The 18,905-nt window shown below is 53.7% G+C and carries 16 protein-coding genes; 14 read left to right on the forward strand and 2 right to left on the reverse strand.

Translation table 11 applies throughout. The features are described from left to right. Positions 1-19 precede the first annotated feature (19 nt). Both rhlB and dinG read left to right on the forward strand, forming a co-directional pair. Positions 20-1,294 carry an ATP-dependent RNA helicase RhlB gene (rhlB, locus tag INT20_RS01305; protein ID WP_192526387.1) on the forward strand — a complete coding sequence of 425 codons (1,275 nt, stop codon included), beginning with the start codon at positions 20-22 and terminating at the stop codon, positions 1,292-1,294. Positions 1,295-1,299: 5 nt separating this feature from the next. Further along, positions 1,300-3,429, forward strand: a complete 2,130-nt coding sequence (gene dinG, locus INT20_RS01310) for an ATP-dependent DNA helicase DinG (protein ID WP_193053709.1) — start codon at positions 1,300-1,302, stop codon at positions 3,427-3,429. Positions 3,430-3,489: 60 nt separating this feature from the next. On the opposite strand, the gene INT20_RS01315 is transcribed toward dinG, so the two are convergent. Continuing rightward, positions 3,490-4,566: a 3-deoxy-7-phosphoheptulonate synthase gene (locus tag INT20_RS01315; RefSeq protein ID WP_192526389.1), complete on the reverse strand. Its 1,077-nt coding sequence runs from the start codon at positions 4,564-4,566 to the stop codon at positions 3,490-3,492. A gap of 329 nt (positions 4,567-4,895) precedes the next feature. On the opposite strand from INT20_RS01315, the gene rpoE reads away from it, so the two are divergent. The 12 genes from rpoE to acpS all read left to right on the forward strand — a co-directional run bounded on the left by rpoE (position 4,896) and on the right by acpS (position 16,131). Continuing rightward, positions 4,896-5,495: an RNA polymerase sigma factor RpoE gene (gene rpoE, locus INT20_RS01320; protein WP_172116400.1), complete on the forward strand. Its 600-nt coding sequence runs from the start codon at positions 4,896-4,898 to the stop codon at positions 5,493-5,495. A 356-nt stretch (positions 5,496-5,851) separates the two neighbouring features. Continuing rightward, positions 5,852-6,586, forward strand: coding sequence for a sigma-E factor negative regulatory protein (locus tag INT20_RS01325; protein WP_192526390.1), 735 nt, complete (start codon positions 5,852-5,854; stop codon positions 6,584-6,586). A gap of 193 nt (positions 6,587-6,779) precedes the next feature. Continuing rightward, positions 6,780-7,700, forward strand: a complete 921-nt coding sequence (locus tag INT20_RS01330; RefSeq protein ID WP_226911982.1) for a MucB/RseB C-terminal domain-containing protein — start codon at positions 6,780-6,782, stop codon at positions 7,698-7,700. A 67-nt stretch (positions 7,701-7,767) separates the two neighbouring features. Further along, complete coding sequence (locus INT20_RS01335; protein ID WP_192526392.1) at positions 7,768-8,211, forward strand: SoxR reducing system RseC family protein; 444 nt, start codon at positions 7,768-7,770, stop codon at positions 8,209-8,211. 66 nt (positions 8,212-8,277) lie between these two features. Further along, entirely contained in the window at positions 8,278-9,693 is a 1,416-nt protein-coding gene (locus INT20_RS01340; RefSeq protein WP_193053710.1) for a DegQ family serine endoprotease, read from the forward strand. Positions 9,694-9,887: 194 nt separating this feature from the next. Beyond that, entirely contained in the window at positions 9,888-11,705 is a 1,818-nt protein-coding gene (gene lepA, locus INT20_RS01345; RefSeq protein ID WP_172116405.1) for a translation elongation factor 4, read from the forward strand. Positions 11,706-11,719: 14 nt separating this feature from the next. Further along, the gene (lepB, locus tag INT20_RS01350; RefSeq protein ID WP_172116406.1) at positions 11,720-12,523 is read left to right on the forward strand and encodes a signal peptidase I; all 804 of its coding nucleotides are present in this window, start codon (positions 11,720-11,722) and stop codon (positions 12,521-12,523) included. A 65-nt stretch (positions 12,524-12,588) separates the two neighbouring features. Further along, positions 12,589-13,281 (forward strand): ribonuclease III, encoded by a 693-nt coding sequence (gene rnc / locus INT20_RS01355; RefSeq protein WP_087109215.1) that lies wholly within the window; start codon positions 12,589-12,591, stop codon positions 13,279-13,281. Continuing rightward, on the forward strand, positions 13,278-14,177 hold the full coding sequence (era, locus tag INT20_RS01360) for a GTPase Era (RefSeq protein WP_172116407.1): 900 nt from the start codon (positions 13,278-13,280) through the stop codon (positions 14,175-14,177). Before rnc ends, era begins: the two co-directional genes overlap by 4 nt. An 8-nt stretch (positions 14,178-14,185) precedes the next feature. Then, on the forward strand, positions 14,186-14,878 hold the full coding sequence (recO, locus tag INT20_RS01365; protein ID WP_193053711.1) for a DNA repair protein RecO: 693 nt from the start codon (positions 14,186-14,188) through the stop codon (positions 14,876-14,878). Positions 14,879-14,913: 35 nt separating this feature from the next. Further along, a complete protein-coding gene (pdxJ, locus tag INT20_RS01370) occupies positions 14,914-15,750 on the forward strand; it encodes a pyridoxine 5'-phosphate synthase (protein ID WP_193053712.1) in 837 nt (278 codons plus the stop codon). A 3-nt stretch (positions 15,751-15,753) separates the two neighbouring features. Next, on the forward strand, positions 15,754-16,131 hold the full coding sequence (acpS, locus tag INT20_RS01375) for a holo-ACP synthase (RefSeq protein WP_193053713.1): 378 nt from the start codon (positions 15,754-15,756) through the stop codon (positions 16,129-16,131). Here acpS and INT20_RS01380 read toward each other — a convergent pair. Then, a complete protein-coding gene (locus INT20_RS01380) occupies positions 16,115-18,835 on the reverse strand; it encodes an ATP-binding protein (RefSeq protein WP_193053714.1) in 2,721 nt (906 codons plus the stop codon). The two genes, acpS and INT20_RS01380, sit on opposite strands and share 17 nt — an antisense overlap. Positions 18,836-18,905: the final 70 nt, after the last annotated feature.

Here is an 18,905-nt window from a genome sequence, read left to right on the forward strand (position 1 = left end):
ATGGACAGATACATAGCCTATGAGCGAGTCGGAACAGACCATAGCATCGGCCCAGAACCGCAAGCCGAAACGTCGCCGTCGGAAACCGCGTCGCCGCCAGTCTAGCTGGGATCTTCGTCAGTTTCAGGTGCCTGCCGTGGCTGGCAAATGGCGCTTTCATGACTTTGATCTGCCGCTACCGTTGATGCGCGCCATTCATGCCCAAGGGTTTGAATACTGCACACCGATCCAGGCTGAAGCGCTACGTGCAACGCTGCTGGGTGGCGATATAGTGGGTAAAGCGCAAACCGGTACCGGCAAGACGGCTGCATTTTTGATCTCGGTAATGGCGTACTTCCTTGAAGAGCCTGCACCTGATGGTCAAAAGCCCGGTGCGCCGCGAGCACTGATTATTGCGCCTACGCGTGAGTTGGCCCTGCAAATCGAAAAAGACGCCAAGGCGCTTGCTCGCTTTACGCAGTTGAACGTGGCCAGCGTTGTTGGTGGGATGGACTATCAAAAGCAGCGCGAAAGTTTGGGCAAAAAGATTGATATCCTGGTCGCAACGCCAGGCCGCTTGCTGGATTTCCATCAAAAGCGCGATATCGACCTTTCTGAAGTGGAAGTGCTGGTATTGGATGAAGCCGACCGTATGCTGTCGATGGGCTTTATTCCTGACGTAAAGCGTATTATTCGCTACACGCCGAAGACAGAAGAGCGCCAGACGTTCCTGTTTTCTGCCACCTTTACCGACGATATTCTCAATCTGGCCAATCAGTGGACGGTTAACCCAGCCCACGTTGAGATTGAAGTCACGGTTGAAAACCAGGCGGATATTGACCAGCGTGTTTATCTCGTCTCGGACGACGATAAGCAGCGCCTGCTGGTAAACCTGCTTGAGCAAGAGAGCTTTGAGCGTGTGATGGTATTCGGTAATCGCCGCGATTTGGTTCGTAAGCTGGATGACCTGCTGAAAAAAGCCGGTATCAGTGCGGCCATGCTGTCGGGTGACGTACCGCAAAGCCAGCGCATCACTACGCTTGAGCGTTTCCGCGAAGGTGATATTCAAGTACTGGTTGCTACGGATGTGGCAGGCCGCGGAATTCACATTGAAGACGTAAGCCACGTCATCAACTACACGCTGCCTGAAGACCCGGAAGACTACGTTCACCGTATTGGTCGTACCGGTCGTGCAGGCGCCAAAGGCGTTTCCATCAGCTTTGTGGGCGAAGAAGATGCCTTCTCATTGCCTGAGATCGAACGCTATATCAACGGCAAACTGCCCTGCGAACATCCGCCGGAAGGTATGCTGTAAAGCACATGCTTGATGATGCCCTAAAAAGCGATATTCAGGACGCTTATCGTCGCGTGGTGGAAAAGCTTGAGCTGACGCCACGCTACGGGCAGCGCCTGATGATTGCTGAGATTGCCCGCACGTTAGGGGATATCGAAAGCGATAGCGAAGGCAAGCGCACCAGCGACAGCCATGTCTGTGTGCTGGAGGCGGGCACCGGCACCGGCAAAACGCTGGCGTATCTGATCGCTGCATTACCCATTGCGAAAGCGCGTGGTAAGCGGCTGGTCATTTCGACCGCTACGGTTGCTTTGCAAGAGCAAGTGCTGAATCAAGACCTGCCCGCGCTTGCCAGCCATAGCGGTATTGCCTTTCGTTACGCGCTGGCCAAAGGTCGCGGCCGGTATGTGTGTGTGGCCAAGCTGGACCAGGTAATGGAAGGCGCTGAGCCTAACCCGACGCTTTCGCTATTCGAGCAGTCGCTGCAAACCGAAAGCAGCGATTTTACCGTGCTTGCCACTGATATGACGGACGCCTATGGGCAGGGTAAGTGGGAGGGCGACCGCGATAACTGGCCCACCACCATTGATGATGCCCACTGGCGGCGGCTAACGGTAGACCACCGCCAATGCACCGGTAGGCGCTGTGGCCACTTTGGCGCCTGTGCTTTTTTTCGCTCGCGTCGTGATCTTGAAAATGCGGATGTTATCGTTGCCAACCATGACCTGGTGCTGGCGGATTTGGCGCTGGGAGGTGGGGCGATTTTGCCGGATCCTGCCGACTGCATTTTTGTCTTTGATGAAGGCCATCACCTGCCTGATAAGGCGCTTTCGCATTTCGCCCACCGGTTTGCCGTACACGGCTGTGTGCGTTGGTTAAACACGCTTAAAAGCAGTTTGACCGACCTGAATCAGGCGTTGGCGGTGCAGCCCACCATCGCGCGCTTACTGGCAAGCCTGCCCGAGGCCATCCATGGCCTGGAACCTGTACTAGGCGATGTGTTTAGCGTAGGGCACCAGCTGGCAGGGCGGCCCAATGGGCTGTCCGATGAAGAAAACACACTGCAATCGCGGTTTGAAAAAGGCCAGGTGCCTGATGCGCTGCGTGAACAGGCGCAGCAGCTACTGGTGATGTTTGCCACGCTCTCGCGCTGTCTGGAAAGCATCAGCGAGATTCTGCGTGAAAGCCTTGATCCTGATAAGCAGACCGGGCTTGATCGCGAACAAGCGGAAAGCTGGTTGCCACTGGTCGCCCTGCTGCATGGCCGCGCCCTGGAAGCCCACGCCTTATGGCAAGCGTTTAGTGAACAGGATGCCCCTAACGCGCCGCCAAGTGCTCGGTGGCTTACGCTAAGTCGGGTGGCGGGTGAGCCTGAGATTGAGTTTTCTGCAAGCCCTGTATCAGCGGCCCATACGCTTGCCAAGCATTTGTGGGGGCGCTGCCATGGCGCAGTGGTCACCTCGGCAACGCTGACGGCACTGGGTCGATTTGAACGCATTCAGGAGCGTGCCGGGTTGGCTAATCGGTACCGCTACCAGGCGTTGCCCAGCCCGTTTGATTATGCCAATGCGGTGCTGCGTGTGCCAAAGGAGGCGACGGACCCGGGTGATCGCGATGCACATGAAAATGCGATCGCTCAGTTTGTCACGCAATTGACCGAGAAGGAGGCGGCCCTGGTGCTGTTTTCTTCTCGTGCGCAGCTTCGCGCGGTAGAGAAAAGCCTGCCAGCGGCCATCAGAGAGCGGGTGCTTGCCCAGGATGCGCTGCCCAAAAGAGAGTTAATTGAGCGGCACCGCGCGGCGGTCGACAAGGGCAAAGGCAGTATTATTTTCGGACTAGCCAGTTTTGCTGAAGGGATTGATCTGCCTGGTGACTATTTGACCCACGTGGTGATCACGCGGCTGCCGTTTTCAGTGCCGGATGACCCGGTAGGGGCGACGCTTGCCGAATGGATCGAGAGCCAGGGCGGGAACTCGTTTATGCGCATTAGCGTGCCGGATGCCTCGATTAAACTGGTGCAGGCCTGTGGGCGACTGATTCGTAAAGAGAGCGACCAGGGGGTCATTACGTTGTTGGACAAGCGTGTGATTACCCGGCGCTACGGTCAGGCGCTACTGGATGCTTTACCACCATTCAGGCGCGAGATTCATCCATAAGTCATCTGTCATCCTCCCGCTATGGCTGACGCCATAGCGGGGCATGTGCGTGCGGTCGGGTTACTGCGCAATGCGCTTGGCAAGTACCGGTGCCAGCTTGTCGTTCATGCGGGTAAACGTTTCTACCGTCGTATCCCAGTCGATGCAGGCATCCGTAATGGAAACACCGTACTGCAGTTGGCTTAGGTCTGCGGGAACTTTTTGATTGCCCCAGCCGATATTGGATTCCACCATCAGGCCGATGATAGAGGTGTTGCCTTCAAGAATCTGGTTGGTCACGTTCTCCAATACCAACGGCTGTAAGGCCGCGTCTTTATTAGAGTTGGCGTGAGAACAGTCGATCATGATATTGGCAGAAAGGTTGGCTTTCTTAAGCTCTTTTTCAGCCAGCGTCACGCTAACACTGTCGTAATTGGGTTTGCCGTTACCGCCCCGTAGAACGACGTGGCCGTATGCGTTACCTCGGGTGCGAATAATGGCTACTTGACCGGCTGGGTTAATGCCCAGGAAGTTATGCGGGCTCGCCACGGACTGCAGCGCATTGATAGCGACGTCCAGGCTGCCATCGGTACCGTTTTTAAAACCGACCGGTGAGGAGAGGCCTGAGGCCATTTCGCGGTGGGTTTGTGACTCAGTGGTACGTGCACCAATCGCTGACCAACTGATACAGTCTTGCAGATATTGAGGCGAAATGGGGTCGAGTGCTTCGGTCGCCAGCGGCAAACCAATGTCCGCCAGGTCGACCAGCAGCTTGCGCGCAATATGCAGGCCTTCATCAATCTCAAAGGAGTCGTTGAGGTGCGGGTCGTTGATAAGGCCTTTCCAGCCGACCGTTGTGCGAGGCTTTTCAAAATACACGCGCATCACGATATAAAGACTATCGCTGACCTGGTCGGCCAGTTTGCGCAAGCGGCGGGCGTAATCCAGCGCTGCGTCTACATCGTGGATAGAGCAGGGGCCGACGACAACTAACAGGCGTGGATCTTTACCATCCAGAATATTCTGAATGGTTTGACGCCCTTCAATGACCGTACGTTCAGCGGTATCGGTAAGAGGAACCGCCCGCTTGAGTGCGTCGGGTGTGGTGAGGACATCCTGGGCGAGGACGTTAAGGTTATGGACCTGTTGTTCTGACATCTAGCTACCTATGCGTGCGCAGTGAGCGAAAAATAACGCCTACTATGGCGTGTCAGGGTGGTAAAAATCAATTCTTGAGGAACTTGAAAGCGTTGAGCAGTGTCAGCTTCAAGATTTTGCAAGTAGTGTGTAAGCGCTTGATGCCTCGTACAGAACGCGTAACACTTAGCGTTATGAATCATAAACACAGCGGCATATTGGTCGCCGCTGTCATCATTGTCATTAATTAATGCCCAAGGGACGCTATGCTGCTTGCTGTGAAGGCCCGCTCAAAAGGGGTGGCAGAAATAGGGCTCGACGCATGTCGTACGAGCTGGAGGGGCGTGTGAATGGGCACTCGGGAAACGGATCAACAGCTTGTCGAACGTGCCCAAAAAGGTGATACGCGCGCGTTTGATCTGCTGGTAAAAAAATACCAGCATAAAATTATTGGTTTGATCGGTCGCTACGTACACGATCACTCTGAGGTCCAGGACGTGGCCCAGGAAGCGTTTATCAAAGCCTATCGAGCGCTTGGTAAGTTTCGTGCTGAAAGTGCTTTCTATACCTGGATGTATCGCATTGCTATCAATACGGCTAAAAACCATCTGGTATCTCGGGGCCGACGGCCACCTGGTAGCGACCTGGACATTGTGGATGCAGAGCTTGTCGACCAGAGTGGCCGATTGGCAGATGCCGAGTCGCCAGAAGCTGCTATTGCACGTGATCAACTTGAAGCCGCCGTTTTTGAGGCGATTGAAAAGCTACCGGACGATCTACGTACGGCCATTACGCTGCGCGAACTGGACGGCCTTGCCTACGAAGATATTGCTCAGGTAATGCAGTGCCCAGTGGGGACTGTGCGTTCGCGGATTTTTCGCGCGCGTGAAGCGGTGGATGAACACATTCGACCGTTAGTGACGACTGCACGGAACAGTCGCGACGAATAGTGGTCGATAGAACTGAATAAACACAGTGCTGCTGGAAGTTGCAGGTAAAAGTTGCAGGTAACGGTCAGGACACAGAAAATTACGTTTTTCCTTTTTTTGTGAACTGTCTGGCAGGCAAGGCGTCATACTCATCAGTTGCTTTCGTTGAGCGGATGAGAACAAGCAGCCGTGACGCTTTAGAGCTACCATGTCGCATCAAGCGGCTGATGTACCAAAGAATGAGGCAGCATCATGCGAGGTGCGTTGCACTAAGCGAGTTGTTATCAGATCTTGGCCAGTGGAGTTGTTACAGCGGTCGCTGCTTATTTGCCGTGCTGCGGTAAGGCTTCATTTAACACAGTGTGAGGGTGTGAAGTATGAGTCAAAACACACGGGAATCGCTTTCAGCATTAATGGATAGCGAAAGTGATGAGCTGGAACTACGCCGAGTGTTGAAGGCACTGCCAAATGATGCTGATGCGGCAGATACGTGGCGACGTTACCACTTGGCTCGTAGCATGATGCAGCGTGAGCGGAGTGTTGATGTGAGCGCCGACCTTTCCGCCGGTATTATGGCGCGTTTACAGGATGAACCTGCTCCGATGATGGCTGACGCCCCAGCGTCAACCCCTGCTCGGTCAAGTAACATCTCTTTTGCTCGCGGCGCCGGTGTTGCAGCAGCGGTATCACTTATGGTGATTACTGGTGTTCAGTTCTTTGGTGCTGACGGTGAAAGTATTGAGCCAGGCAACACTGTTGCGGCAACGTCCTCGGCGGGCGGAGGTGCAGCGGGTCAGGTTCAGCCTGTCAACCTTGCCGCCTCGCAGCCAGCGTCAATGACCTCTGCCAGCATGCCGATGTTTGAACCAACGCCTTTTCGGGTTAATGGTCAAGCGCAAAACGGGCTAATGAACGTAAGCGAAACGGGCTTTGCTTCAGCCGCCGTGGCTCAAAGTGCTCCCGCACAGCAAGGTACCACTATTGATGTTGATCAGATCAGGCTTCTGCAGTCGTATCTGGAGCAGCATTCTCAGGGTGCCGCTTATGGCAATGGCGAAAGCTGGATGCCATTGATGCGTTCTTCTGTCACTGAACCGCTAGGCCAACGCTAACATGTTATGACAATGCTTTCTGAGTGAGGCACCTGAATACGCATTTTAAACACGTATTCGTAAGGTATAACTCGGGAAAATGCCTTGATTTCGAGATAGGCATTTGAAGGATGGCAGGTAACAGCAGGCTAAGAGTGGCTACCGATAGATATGGGAATAAACCCGCATGATGGTGACCTGGCGAAACAGGTGGATGGCTTCTGCTGCGTTATTGAGCATTAGCCTGTTGCCTTTACAGCTCTATGCACAAACTGATGAACGGGGCATGTGTGCGGATGTGCCCTCTGAAAATGCATCTGGCAATGTTCAGGTGTGGCTGGAAAGAAGTTTACAGGCGAGCCATTGTTATACGTTTCAAGCGCGGGCCGTGGCAATTAATGCCATTGATGTGCGCACGCTAGCGCTTTCTCATCGCATTCAGGATGGTGTTCGCCAGCAAGTTGTTCAGCAGCTTGATGGCCCCTCTGTAAGCGTCGAGCGTCGCTCCCGCGTAGGACAGCTGGCTTGGTCAGAAAAAAGCGAAAACGGTGCGTTCCCTTCTCTGGAAGGGTGGGTTGACCACGCTTCTCAGTTTTACGATATTTCGCTGGATGAAGACGTCCGAGTCGCGGGGCGCGAGGCGGCAACGCTTCGATTTGAGCCGCATGACCAGCAGCGTTATACCCATGAGTGGTGGTTGGATAATGCAACCGGGTTATTGTTAAAACATGTGTTAAGCGATTCAACGGGTCGTATTTTAGAAACCTTTCAAATAACACAATTAAATGAGCCCGAGCGCTATACAGGTGAGGTTGTCATTGATGCGTTGCCCGTCAGCACAGAGCCCGCTTGGCAGCCTTCATGGCTGCCCGAAGGGTTTGTCGCTCAGCCGACATTCTCCCAGGATGACGAGGCGCATCAGCGTTTGTATAGCGACGGTTTGGCCACCATTAGCATTTTTGCCGAGCCTCAAGCGGGGCCGCAAGAGTTGAATCGCGGCGTCCACCAAATTGGTGTTTCGTCGATAGCGGTTGACGAATATGCTGAAGGCGAGCAGTACTGGCAGCTCGTCGGTATTGGTGAAGTTCCCCCTTCAATGCTTCAGCGTATTGTTCAATCGGTTGAGTTTGACTAATTTTTCTTATTTACATTGTGCGCATGTTCTACAGCTCAATCAGTCCAGCCAAGGTATTAATGCGTTGATGAAATCTGAAAGTGATGCCTTGCTGCGTGCCGGTCGCGTTGTTGGCTACACCCCGCGAGGGCTGTTAGTCGATGTGTCGGTTAAAGAGAGTTGCCAGCAGTGTGCCCGGGGCCGTGGATGTGGCATGGGCGTGTTGGCGCGTCAGCAGCACCAGCGTATTGAAGTCAAAACCCCTTATGCCTCCCAACTTTGCGAGCACTACCCGCTTGGTACAAGCGTAACGCTTACTCTTGGCCGTTCCGATATTACCCTGTTAGCCTTGCTTGTCTATGCGCTGCCGTTATTGGTTGCGCTACTGTTATCAGGAGGGGTTGCAGCGTTAGGTGGGGCTGAGTGGTGGGCGCCCGCCAGTTTTTTTATGACGCTGTTCATTGGGTGTGTGATTTTAAAAAAATTGCTTAGCGGGCGAACGGAACGCTTTCGCCCTCAATTGGTCAGTTAGGCGTCCTGCATCTCATGGTGAGTTGCACTTCCTTCGTTTGATGTCTGCTTTATTAGGAGCTCTTACATGAAGCGCTTGGTTCTTCCTTCCGCATTATGGCTATGCATGGCCACATTATTGATGATAGGCCAAAATGCCTATGCCTATAATTTACCCGATTTCACAGAGTTGGTTGAAGAGGCCGCGCCAGGCGTTGTCAATATTTCAACCAGCCGTACCGTGCAACGCAGTAGTGGCCCTTCAATGGGTGGGTTCGGTGGGCAAGAGATACCTGAGATTTTCCGGCATTTTTTCGGCGATAGTTTTCCAGCCCCGCCAGGTAGTGGCGGACAAGGGCGTGGTGAAGAGCGTCAGTCGCTGGGGTCTGGGTTCGTGATTAGCGATGATGGCTATATCATGACTAACGCCCACGTTGTCCAGGATGCTGACGAGATATTGGTGCGCTTGAATGACCATCGAGAGCTTTCCGCTGAGTTGGTCGGTAGCGATGCTCAGACCGACGTTGCACTTTTAAAAATTGATGCCTCTGAGTTACCGGTCTTGAATCTTGGCAATTCTGACGATCTTAAAGTGGGTGAGTGGGTAGCCGCGATTGGCTCTCCGTTCGGGTTTGATCATTCCGTCACTGCAGGCATTATCAGCGCGATTAATCGCACATTGCCGCGTGATGCCTACGTTCCTTTTATTCAAACGGATGTGGCGATCAACCCTGGTAATTCCGGTGGGCCGCTGTTTAACCTTGACGGAGAAGTCGTCGGGATTAACTCGCAAATCTTTACCCGTAGCGGCGGCTTTATGGGACTTTCATTTGCGATACCCATTAATGTCGCCATGGACGTTGCTGATCAACTGCGTGAAGAGGGACGCGTTGATCGTGGTTGGCTAGGCGTCATGATTCAACCTGTATCTCAGGATTTGGCCGAATCCTTTGGTATGGAAAACGCAAGTGGGGCGCTCATTGCTGACCTTGACCCGGAAGGTCCTGCAGCGCAAGGCGGCTTGCGTGCTGGCGACGTGATTACTGGCGTCAATGGCGAAGAGGTTGATCGCTCAAGCACGCTGCCGCGCTTAATTGGCCGTGTTACGCCTGGAAGTGATGTGGAGCTTACCTTAATGCGCGATGGCGAAGAGGTAACGGAGACGGTAGCGCTGGGTCATTGGCCCGATTCCGAAGTAGCCACACAAGGTGATGAAAGCAACAATCAGGTGCGTTTGGGCATTTCGGTTGCCGAGTTGGATGACGCGATGCGTGAGCGCCTAAATATTGAGGGGGGCGTTGCAGTGCGTCAGATTGAGCCGGGTAGCGTTGCCGCTCAAGCGGGCCTCCACGTTGGCGATGTACTGGTAAGTGTTGATCACCGCAGCGTGTCTTCTCCGGATGAGTTGTTAGACATTGTTGAACAGCTACCCAGTGATCGGGCAATTCCAGTACGTGTTTACCGTGAGGGTCGCTCACTGTTTTTAGCTTTACGTCTGGAATAAGACCTTCTCTGCCTACCCAGTCCGGCGGTTCTCGCCGGACTGCTGTTCCTATCCCGCACATATCGCTACAATAGCGCTTATCTTTTTAACGGAAATAGGCAAAGTGGCCAACATGCCAGCTGTTTTCGGGCTTTAAACTCTCGAGGCGGCTGGTAATAAAGCCGCTTACGTACCACTAAGGCAGACCACTCTCGATGTCCCACGACGTTTCTAGCAGTAATTTAAAGAACATAAGAAACTTCTCAATTATCGCTCATATCGATCACGGGAAATCAACGCTCTCTGATCGCTTGATCCAAACCTGCGGTGGATTGACCCAGCGTGAGCTTAAAGAGCAAGTGCTCGACTCCATGGACATTGAGCGCGAGCGTGGTATCACCATTAAAGCGCAATCGGTGACGCTCGATTACACTGCGGCCGATGGCGAGGTATATCAGCTTAATTTCATCGATACGCCAGGCCACGTGGATTTCTCCTATGAAGTATCGCGCTCACTGTATGCCTGCGAAGGGGCGCTGCTGGTCGTAGATGCGGGCCAAGGGGTTGAGGCGCAGTCGGTGGCTAACTGCTATACCGCCATCGAGCAGGGCCTGGAAGTATTGCCGGTCCTCAATAAAATCGATTTACCCCAAGCCGACCCGGACAAGGTGGCGCAAGAGGTTGAGGAAATCATTGGTCTCGACGCCACAGACGCTTGTCAGGTGTCCGCCAAAAGCGGTATCGGCATTGAAGGACTGCTTGAACGTTTGGTGCGTGATATCCCGCCGCCCAAAGGTGACCGGAATGCCCCCCTGCAAGCATTGATCATTGACTCCTGGTTTGATAACTATCTGGGCGTTGTCTCGCTGGTGCGCTTGTTTGATGGCACGCTGCGCAAGGGCGACAAGATCCGTATCAAGTCAACGGGCCGCGACTGGAACGCCACTGAAGTGGGCATTTTTACTCCGTTGCGCAAAGAGACCAATATCCTGCGCGCGGGTGAGGTGGGCTTTATTGTCGCAGGCATTAAAGAGATTCACGGTGCGCCGGTGGGTGACACTATCACGCATACCAAGACGCCCGACGTGCCGCGTCTGCCTGGTTTTCAGAAGGTGAAGCCTCAGGTGTATGCCGGGATGTTCCCCGTCAGTGCTGATGACTACGAAGACTTCCGGGATGCGCTTGAAAAGCTCGCGCTTAACGATGCTTCTTTAGAGTATGAGCCGGAAAACTCGGATGCTCTGGGCTTTGGTTTTCGCGTCGGTTTCCTGGGCACGCTCCACATGGAGATTATCCAGGAGCGGCTTGAGCGCGAATACAATATTGACCTGATTACCACGGCACCTACCGTGGTATACGAGCTTGCGATGAAGAATGGTGATGTCACTTACATCTCCAACCCCTCCAAACTGCCGGATATGGCAGACGTGGATGAGATGCGTGAGCCCATCGTGAGGGCCAGTATTCTGGTGCCTCAGGAGTTTGTGGGTAACGTCATTACCGAGTGTGAGCAGCGCCGCGGTACCCAGAAAGACATGCAGTTCCTGGGTAACCAGATTCAGTTAGCCTATGAGTTGCCGATGTCGGAAGTGGTCATGGACTTCTTCGACCGTCTGAAATCCATCTCCCGCGGTTACGCGTCGCTTGAGTACAATTTCGAGCGTTTCGAAGCGGCCAAGCTGGTGCGCCTGGACGTGCTGATCAATAGCGAAAAGGTAGATGCCCTCGCGGTGATTATTCACCGTGATCATGCCCATAGCCGCGGTCGGCTGCTGGTCGAGAAAATGAAAGAGCTGATTCCGCGCCAGATGTTTGACGTGGCCATTCAGGCCGCTATCGGTGGTCAGGTAGTGGCGCGCTCTACCGTAAAAGCCCTGCGTAAAAACGTAACGGCAAAATGTTATGGCGGTGATGTAAGCCGTAAGAAAAAACTGCTGGAAAAACAGAAAGCCGGTAAAAAACGGATGAAGCAGGTGGGGCGCGTTGAAATTCCCCAGGATGCCTTCCTCGCTGTGCTCAAGGTTAACGACTAGGGAAGGTTTCCTTTATGGATTTTTCATTACTGCTGGTACTGGCCGTTGTAATTTCAGGGGTCGTTTATTTTATCGATGTGATTTGGCTGCGGCCTAAGCGTCGTGAGCGGTTGGCGAAAGCAGAGGAAGCCGCTGCTGGGAACATCGACGCACCAACACAGGAAAAACTTTTAAAAGAGCCTTGGCCGGTCGATTATGCGCGCTCTTTTTTCCCGGTACTTCTGGTGGTATTGGTAGTACGCAGTTTTATTGTCGAACCGTTTCAAATTCCATCGGGTTCAATGCGGCCTACGCTGGAAGTAGGCGATTTTATCCTGGTGAACAAGTTTGCTTACGGTTTGCGTTTGCCGGTGGTTCACAACCGTATTTTGGAGGTTGGTGAGCCTGAGCGTGGCGATGTGATGGTGTTTCGCTTCCCGGATGAGCCATCGGTCAACTTTATCAAACGGGTGGTAGGCCTTCCGGGCGACCGTATTCGCTACGAAGATAAACAGCTTTATGTGAATGGCGAACTGGTCACTAAAACGTTATTGGAAGAAGGCCCCGATGCCTCGCCACAAGAGCTATTATTAGAAGAGCAGTTGGGTAGCGTGCGCCATACTATCTACAACAACCCCCGCGACCCAGGGCCGCAAATGCGCGAAGTTGAAGTGCCTGAAGGTCACTACTTCATGATGGGCGATAATCGCGATCACTCCAACGATAGCCGTTACTGGGGGTTTGTGCCGGAAGAGAATATCGTGGGTCGTGCATTTGCTGTTTGGATGCATTGGGACGGCGGGTTGCCCAGCTTTAATACGGTGCGACGGATTGAATGAATAAGTTTATGTCAGCCCTGGTTAGTCATGTCACTAATAGTTAACGTCAATGACGTAGGAGCCTTGTGAGTAATCCTTTAAACGCTTTTTGCCGACGAATCGGCCATACCTTTGGCGACGAGACGCTCTTGGAACTGGCCATGACGCACCGAAGCTACGGTGGTCGTAACAATGAGCGCCTGGAGTTTCTGGGTGATTCAATTGTTAATTTCGTTATCGCAGAAGCCTTGTTTCAACGTTTCCCTCAAGCGCGGGAAGGGCAGTTATCGCGCCTTCGCGCGCGTTTGGTGAAAGGCCAAACACTTGCTGAGCTCGCCCGTGAAATGACCTTTGGAGAATGCTTGCGCTTGGGGTCGGGGGAAATGAAAAGCGGAGGGCATCGCCGTGAGTCGATTCTCGCCGATGCGGTTGAAGCGATAATTGGTGCCATTTACCTGGACGCCGGTATGGACGTTGTCCGGGAGCGCGTGCTTTCCTGGTACGCCGAGCGTCTAGAGAATATCTCGTTACAAGATACCCAGAAAGACCCTAAAACACGCTTACAAGAGTTTTTGCAGTCGCGTCAGTCAGCGCTGCCGCGCTATGAAGTGGTCTCTGTAAAGGGCGAGGCGCATGCCCAGACCTTTACCGTGGAGTGCTACATTGAGCTACTAAGCAAGCATACCACCGGTAAAGGCCCTAGTCGCCGCCATGCTGAACAGCAAGCGGCAGAAGAAGCGCTTTCGTACCTTGAGAAAAAACCAGGAGACAAATCATGAGCCAATCCTGCGGCTTTGTGGCCATTGTTGGACGGCCTAACGTAGGCAAATCAACCCTCATGAATCGTATTCTGGGGCAAAAAATCTCGATTACCTCGCGGCGTCCGCAAACCACGCGCCATCAGGTAATGGGTATTAAAACGGTTGAAGATACGCAGTTTATTTACGTGGATACACCGGGCATGCACATCATGTCCAAAGACCGTAATAAAGCCATCAACCGCTTTATGAACCAGGCGGCTACCCAAGCACTTCGTGATGTTGACTGTGTGGTCTTTATTATTGATCGTACCCGCTGGACTGACGAAGACCAGGCCGTGCTCAAGCGTCTTGAGCATGTTAAGGCACCGGTTATTCTGGCCGTCAATAAGGTGGATCGTCTACAGGATAAGGGCGATTTACTACCCTGGCTTGCTGAAGTGGGCGCGCGGCGCGAGTTTGCAGCCGTTGTGCCTATTTCAGCCAAGCACGGCACCCAGGTAGAAACGCTGGAAGAGGAAGTGGCTAAACACCTGCCAGAAAGCGTGCACTTCTTTCCGGAAGATCAGATTACCGACAAGAGCCTGCGCTTTATGGCCGCTGAGCTGGTGCGTGAAAAAGTCATGCGTCAGTTGGGTGACGAGTTGCCCTACCAGATGACCGTTGAAATTGAAGAGTTCCGCGAAGCCGGGCGCGTCACGCATATCAGTGCGCTGATTCTGGTGGAACGCCAAGGGCAGAAAGTCATCCTGATCGGCGAAAACGGTGACCGGATCAAGAGCATCGGCCGCGAGGCGCGCCTGGATATGGAGCGCGTGCTGGGTACCAAGGTCATGCTTAATATGTGGGTCAAGGTGAAGCGCGGTTGGTCCGATGACGAGCGTGCCCTGAAAAGCCTGGGTTACGACCTCGATTGAGTGTCGCAATGTCAGCGGAGCCCGCTTTTTTACTGCATCGTAAACCCTACCGTGAAACCAGCGCGTTAGTCGATTTACTGACGCTTAATAATGGCCGTATTCGCGCTGTTGCCCACGGAGGGCAGCGGCCGGGGTCCAAGTCGCGTCAACGACTACAGCCGTTTACGCCGCTGTTTGTTAGCTGGCGCGGCGAACGCGATTTGAAACGCCTCACCTTGATGGAGTCGCGTGGACAAACGGCATTACTGGCAGGAGAGGGGCTCCTATGCGGTTTTTACGCGAATGAAATCGCCACCCGGCTGCTGCCCCTGGAACTCGCTGCGCCCGATGTTTTTGCCTTCTATACGGCGCTGCTTGAAGCGCTGCCAATGCCTTCCAAGCGCGCTCTTGCCTTGCGGCGGTATGAGTGGGCATTGTTGGATGCGCTTGAAGCTACCCCGCGTTTTTGTACGCCAGATAATAACGTGCTGGACCCGCAAGCCCGCTATCGGTTTGATGCACAAAGCCGTGCTTTTCTTCCCGCAGAGCAGGGGCTTGAAGGGCGCGCATTGCGTTATATTGAGCAGGGTGACTGGCAACATGCGGGGCTAGCAAGCGTTCTTAAGTCAGTCATGCGGGCGGCACTAGCACCGCATTTGGGGTCTGCTGCACTGCGCTCTCGGGAGCTAATGATGGCACTGGCCCGCCGGCGTCAGCCATAGTTCATGCTTATGACTTTTTTGGAATGGAGATAGTTATGCATCCTCCGCGTATTCTACTGGGCGTTAATATCGACCATGTCGCCACGCTGCGTCAGGCACGTGGTACCCGCTACCCGGACCCGGTACAGGCTGCTTTGTTGGCTGAAGAAGCGGGCGCAGATGGCATTACGGTGCATTTACGCGAAGACCGCCGCCATATACAGCTTCGCGATGTCAGGCTGTTGGCGGACGTGTTGAATACCCGTATGAATTTAGAGATGGCAGTGACCGAAGAGATGCTCGCGTTGGCTGAAGAGGTGCGCCCTGCACACGTATGCCTGGTACCTGAGAAGCGCGAAGAACTTACCACAGAGGGCGGTCTGGATGTGGTCGGTAGTTTTGATGCGGTTGCCAAAGCGTGCGAGCGGCTGAAAAACGCAGGCTGTGACGTATCGCTGTTTATTGATCCTGATGAAGCGCAAATTGATGCGGCTCATCGCGCTGGTGCCCCAACGATTGAACTGCACACCGGTGCTTATGCAGAAGAGAAGCTGGGGAGTGACGCCGCAAATGCTGAGTATCAGCGCTTAACCGCAGCAGCGACTCAGGCCGTTTCCCTGGGGCTGGTGGTTAACGCTGGGCATGGCCTTCATTACCATAATGCAGAAGCGATAGCCGCACTACCTGGGGTGAATGAGCTGAATATCGGGCACGCCATTATTGCCCGCGCGCTGTTTGTTGGCCTCAAAGAGGCTGTTCAGGAAATGAAGCGGCTTATTATTGCAGGCCAGGAAGCGGGGTTGATGGCGGCTTTAGATGCTCACGATCATGAACATAGCCATGAGCATGCAGGTGAGCATACGCATGGTCATCATTACTGCTGTGGTCACTAACACATGATCGTGGGGATTGGTTCCGATATTGCCCGGGTAGCGCGTTTTACCCGGGCAGTTGAGCGTCACGGGCCACGTTTTGCCCAGCGTATTTTGGGAACTGACGAATACGCGATATGGCAGCAAAAAGGCGAACCGGTGGCTTACTTGGCGAAAAGATTTGCCGCTAAAGAAGCGTTTGTAAAAGCACTAGGGCTTGGCCTTCGAGGCGGCATGCAGTGGGGGGACATCCAAGTGGTTAATGACCCCTTGGGGAAGCCCTTTTTGCAGTTGAGCCATGAGGCCAAGCGGCTAATGCAGGCATCCGGCGCGACGACCAGCCATATCACGCTAAGTGATGAAGCGGAGTACGCGGTTGCCTTTGTCATTCTGGAGCGTTAGACCCATCGGCCAGCCTGCTTCGATGAGTACGCAAGCGTGCCATTGCGGTGTACAACGCTTCTAGGAGGCTCTCCACATGACTGAGCCCGCTGGTGCGTAACCGCGTCTCAAGGGTTTCTACCAATAGGGCTAGCTCAGGTGCGCCGCAGTAACGGCTTGCTCCATTGAGCCCATGCACCCAGTCAAGTAGCATCGCCAGGTTTTTCTGGGCATAGGCGGCACGCATTTGCGTTTCTGTTTCATCCAGGCTGTCAATCAGGCGTATAAGCTGTGCATAGGCAACGCTCTCTTTGCCGCCCGCAAGCTGTGTGCCCATGGTTAAATCGACGGCCGCGAGTGCTTCACTGGCAAATTCAGTAGTGCCTTTTCGTTGCAAGGCTGCCGTTGATGTCACGGTAGGCAGAGAAGGGGGGACGGCCAAAAAACGCAGCAACAGCTGTTGTAGCTGCGCCTCATCAACAGGTTTTATCAGTACATCATCCAGCCCAGCCGCCAGCCACTGCTGACGTTCACTGCTTAAAGCATGAGCGGTTACCGCAATAATAGGGCAGCGTGACCAGTGATTATTGATACGGCGCAGTGCCTGACTGGTTTCAACACCGTCCATACCCGGCATACGAATATCCATTAGCACCATGTCAGCCGTGTAATTAACTGCCAAGGCAAGCGCTTCATGCCCGCTATCGGCAAGCGTAATACGCAGTTGGTCTGTTTCAAGCAGCGCCTTAAGCAGCTCACGGTTGGAGGCATTGTCGTCAACAATCAAAATATCAATGACGGAAGGGTCCGTAGGCGGAGGCGCTTTTGATTGAGCGGACGCTATTTCTTTATCTGCAGGCTGCAGTAAATGGCGCAATGTCGTGACCAGCTGAGCGCGAGTGAAAGGTTTGCAGAGCATTTCCCCGCCATGAGGAAGCTCCCAAGGCGGTAAGTCATAGCTGGTGGTGTTTGCCAGAATCAATACGGGGCAGGCGGCTTGCTCAATCAAATCTCGCCAGTAGTCTCTCCTCTCTATTTCGAACTCATCTTGATCCAGGCATAACATCAGTAGGTCTTCGGGCTCATTAGCGGTAAAGGCGACGGGAATAGCCCCCCAGCGCTCTAGCAAGTACTCAAGCGTATTGCGAGTAGGCGTATGGGTTTCATAAAGACGTACGACTGGGCTTTTCAGAGTAAGCTCTGCGGGGCGTTCGCCGCTTTGGTTAGCCAAGAGTGGAAGGGTAAAGGAGAACGTTGAGCCGTGGCCTACCTCGCTTTCCACGCTGATAGTGCCGCCCATTCGCTCAATCAACTGGCGGCAAATCGATAAGCCCAGCCCGCTACCGCCAAATTGGCGTGAATGGCTGGGTTTTGCCTGGGAAAAAGCGCTAAAAAGCTGTTTTTGATGCTCTTCGCTCAAACCAATGCCGGTATCACTAACACCGATACGCAGTACCACGTGCTGGCCTTCCTGGGTGTCGAGCATCACACGAACAATAACGTCGCCTTCGTGGGTAAACTTGAGTGCATTGCCGACCAGGTTACTAAGCACCTGATGAATACGCAGCGGGTCGCCGCTAAGCGGCGTAGGCACATCATCGTAAATCATTGCCACCAGGTGCAGATGTTTACGTTGCGCCTCAGGCGCATGTAAGCCAATTACTTCATCCAAAAGCGATACAATATCAATGTCGACTTCTTCAAGTGTGAGGCGATTTGCTTCAAGCTTGGAAAAATCGAGCACGTCATTGACGAGCATTAGCAGGTTGTCGCAGGCGCGGTGAACGTGCTCTAACCACCCCTGTTGGCGGTTATCCAACCTGGAGCGGCTCAGTAACCGGCAAAAACCGATAATGCCATTGAGTGGCGTGCGTATCTCATGACTCATATTGGCTAAAAATTCGGATTTAACGGCATTCGCACGGAGCGCGCTGCGGTGGGCCAGGTCGAGCTTGATATTTTGCTCTTCAATGGTTTCCATTGATTCCTGCAATTCGCTGGTCGCCTGCTCAATCTGGGTCTGCATATCGCGTTGCGACTGCTGAAAGTGCTCAGCCAGGCTATTCACATGAACGGCTAGTTGGCGAAGTTCGCTTGGCCGTGCAGGCGTTAAATGCAATCGATAGTCGCCACGAGATAAGCGATATAAAGCCTGGTTAGCTTCCTCAATAGGCCGGGAAATATACCGACTGACAGCAAAGGCACCCAGAAACAGCAGTAGTCCTAACAGCATGCCGCCCAGGCTTAAACTGGCCAACAGTTTGTAGCGTTCAAGCGTCAAAGGGCGGGCGTTTGCCTCGGCTTCAAGCCAGCCCACCCCGGTCGGGTTTATGTTGGGGAGCACGCTATCAAGAGGGACTAGAAGTCGCCAAATATGCTCTTCTTCTTCTATCAGGGGAGCGCTGGGCGCTGTTAAACGTAGCTGAGGCGGGGTGGAGCGGCCTAACACGAACAAACGGTTACCTTGCTCATCGAAGAGGCTGACAGAACTAAGCCCATAGCGGTCCAACAGCCGTCGAGAAAGCCTCTCCATACGCTGGAAGTCTGCGTCTGCCATGGCGAGCTGGAAACTGGGGGTTAATAGCTCACCGGCATCTTTAAGTCGCTCGTGAAGCGCCGCACGTTCAGCCGTATCACTTTGCACCATGAGCAAAATAGCCATCATGGCGTACACCAGAAGTGGAAAGCCAAGTAGCGCGAACAGCAAACGCGTGTTTAAAGACATGGAAGAAACTCGTTGATTCAATGTGGTTGCCTGTCCAGCGTACGACAGCACCGATATAATGCAGCATAAC

The sequence above is a fragment of the Halomonas citrativorans genome (assembly GCF_014898005.1).
GTDB lineage: Bacteria > Pseudomonadota > Gammaproteobacteria > Pseudomonadales > Halomonadaceae > Vreelandella > Vreelandella citrativorans.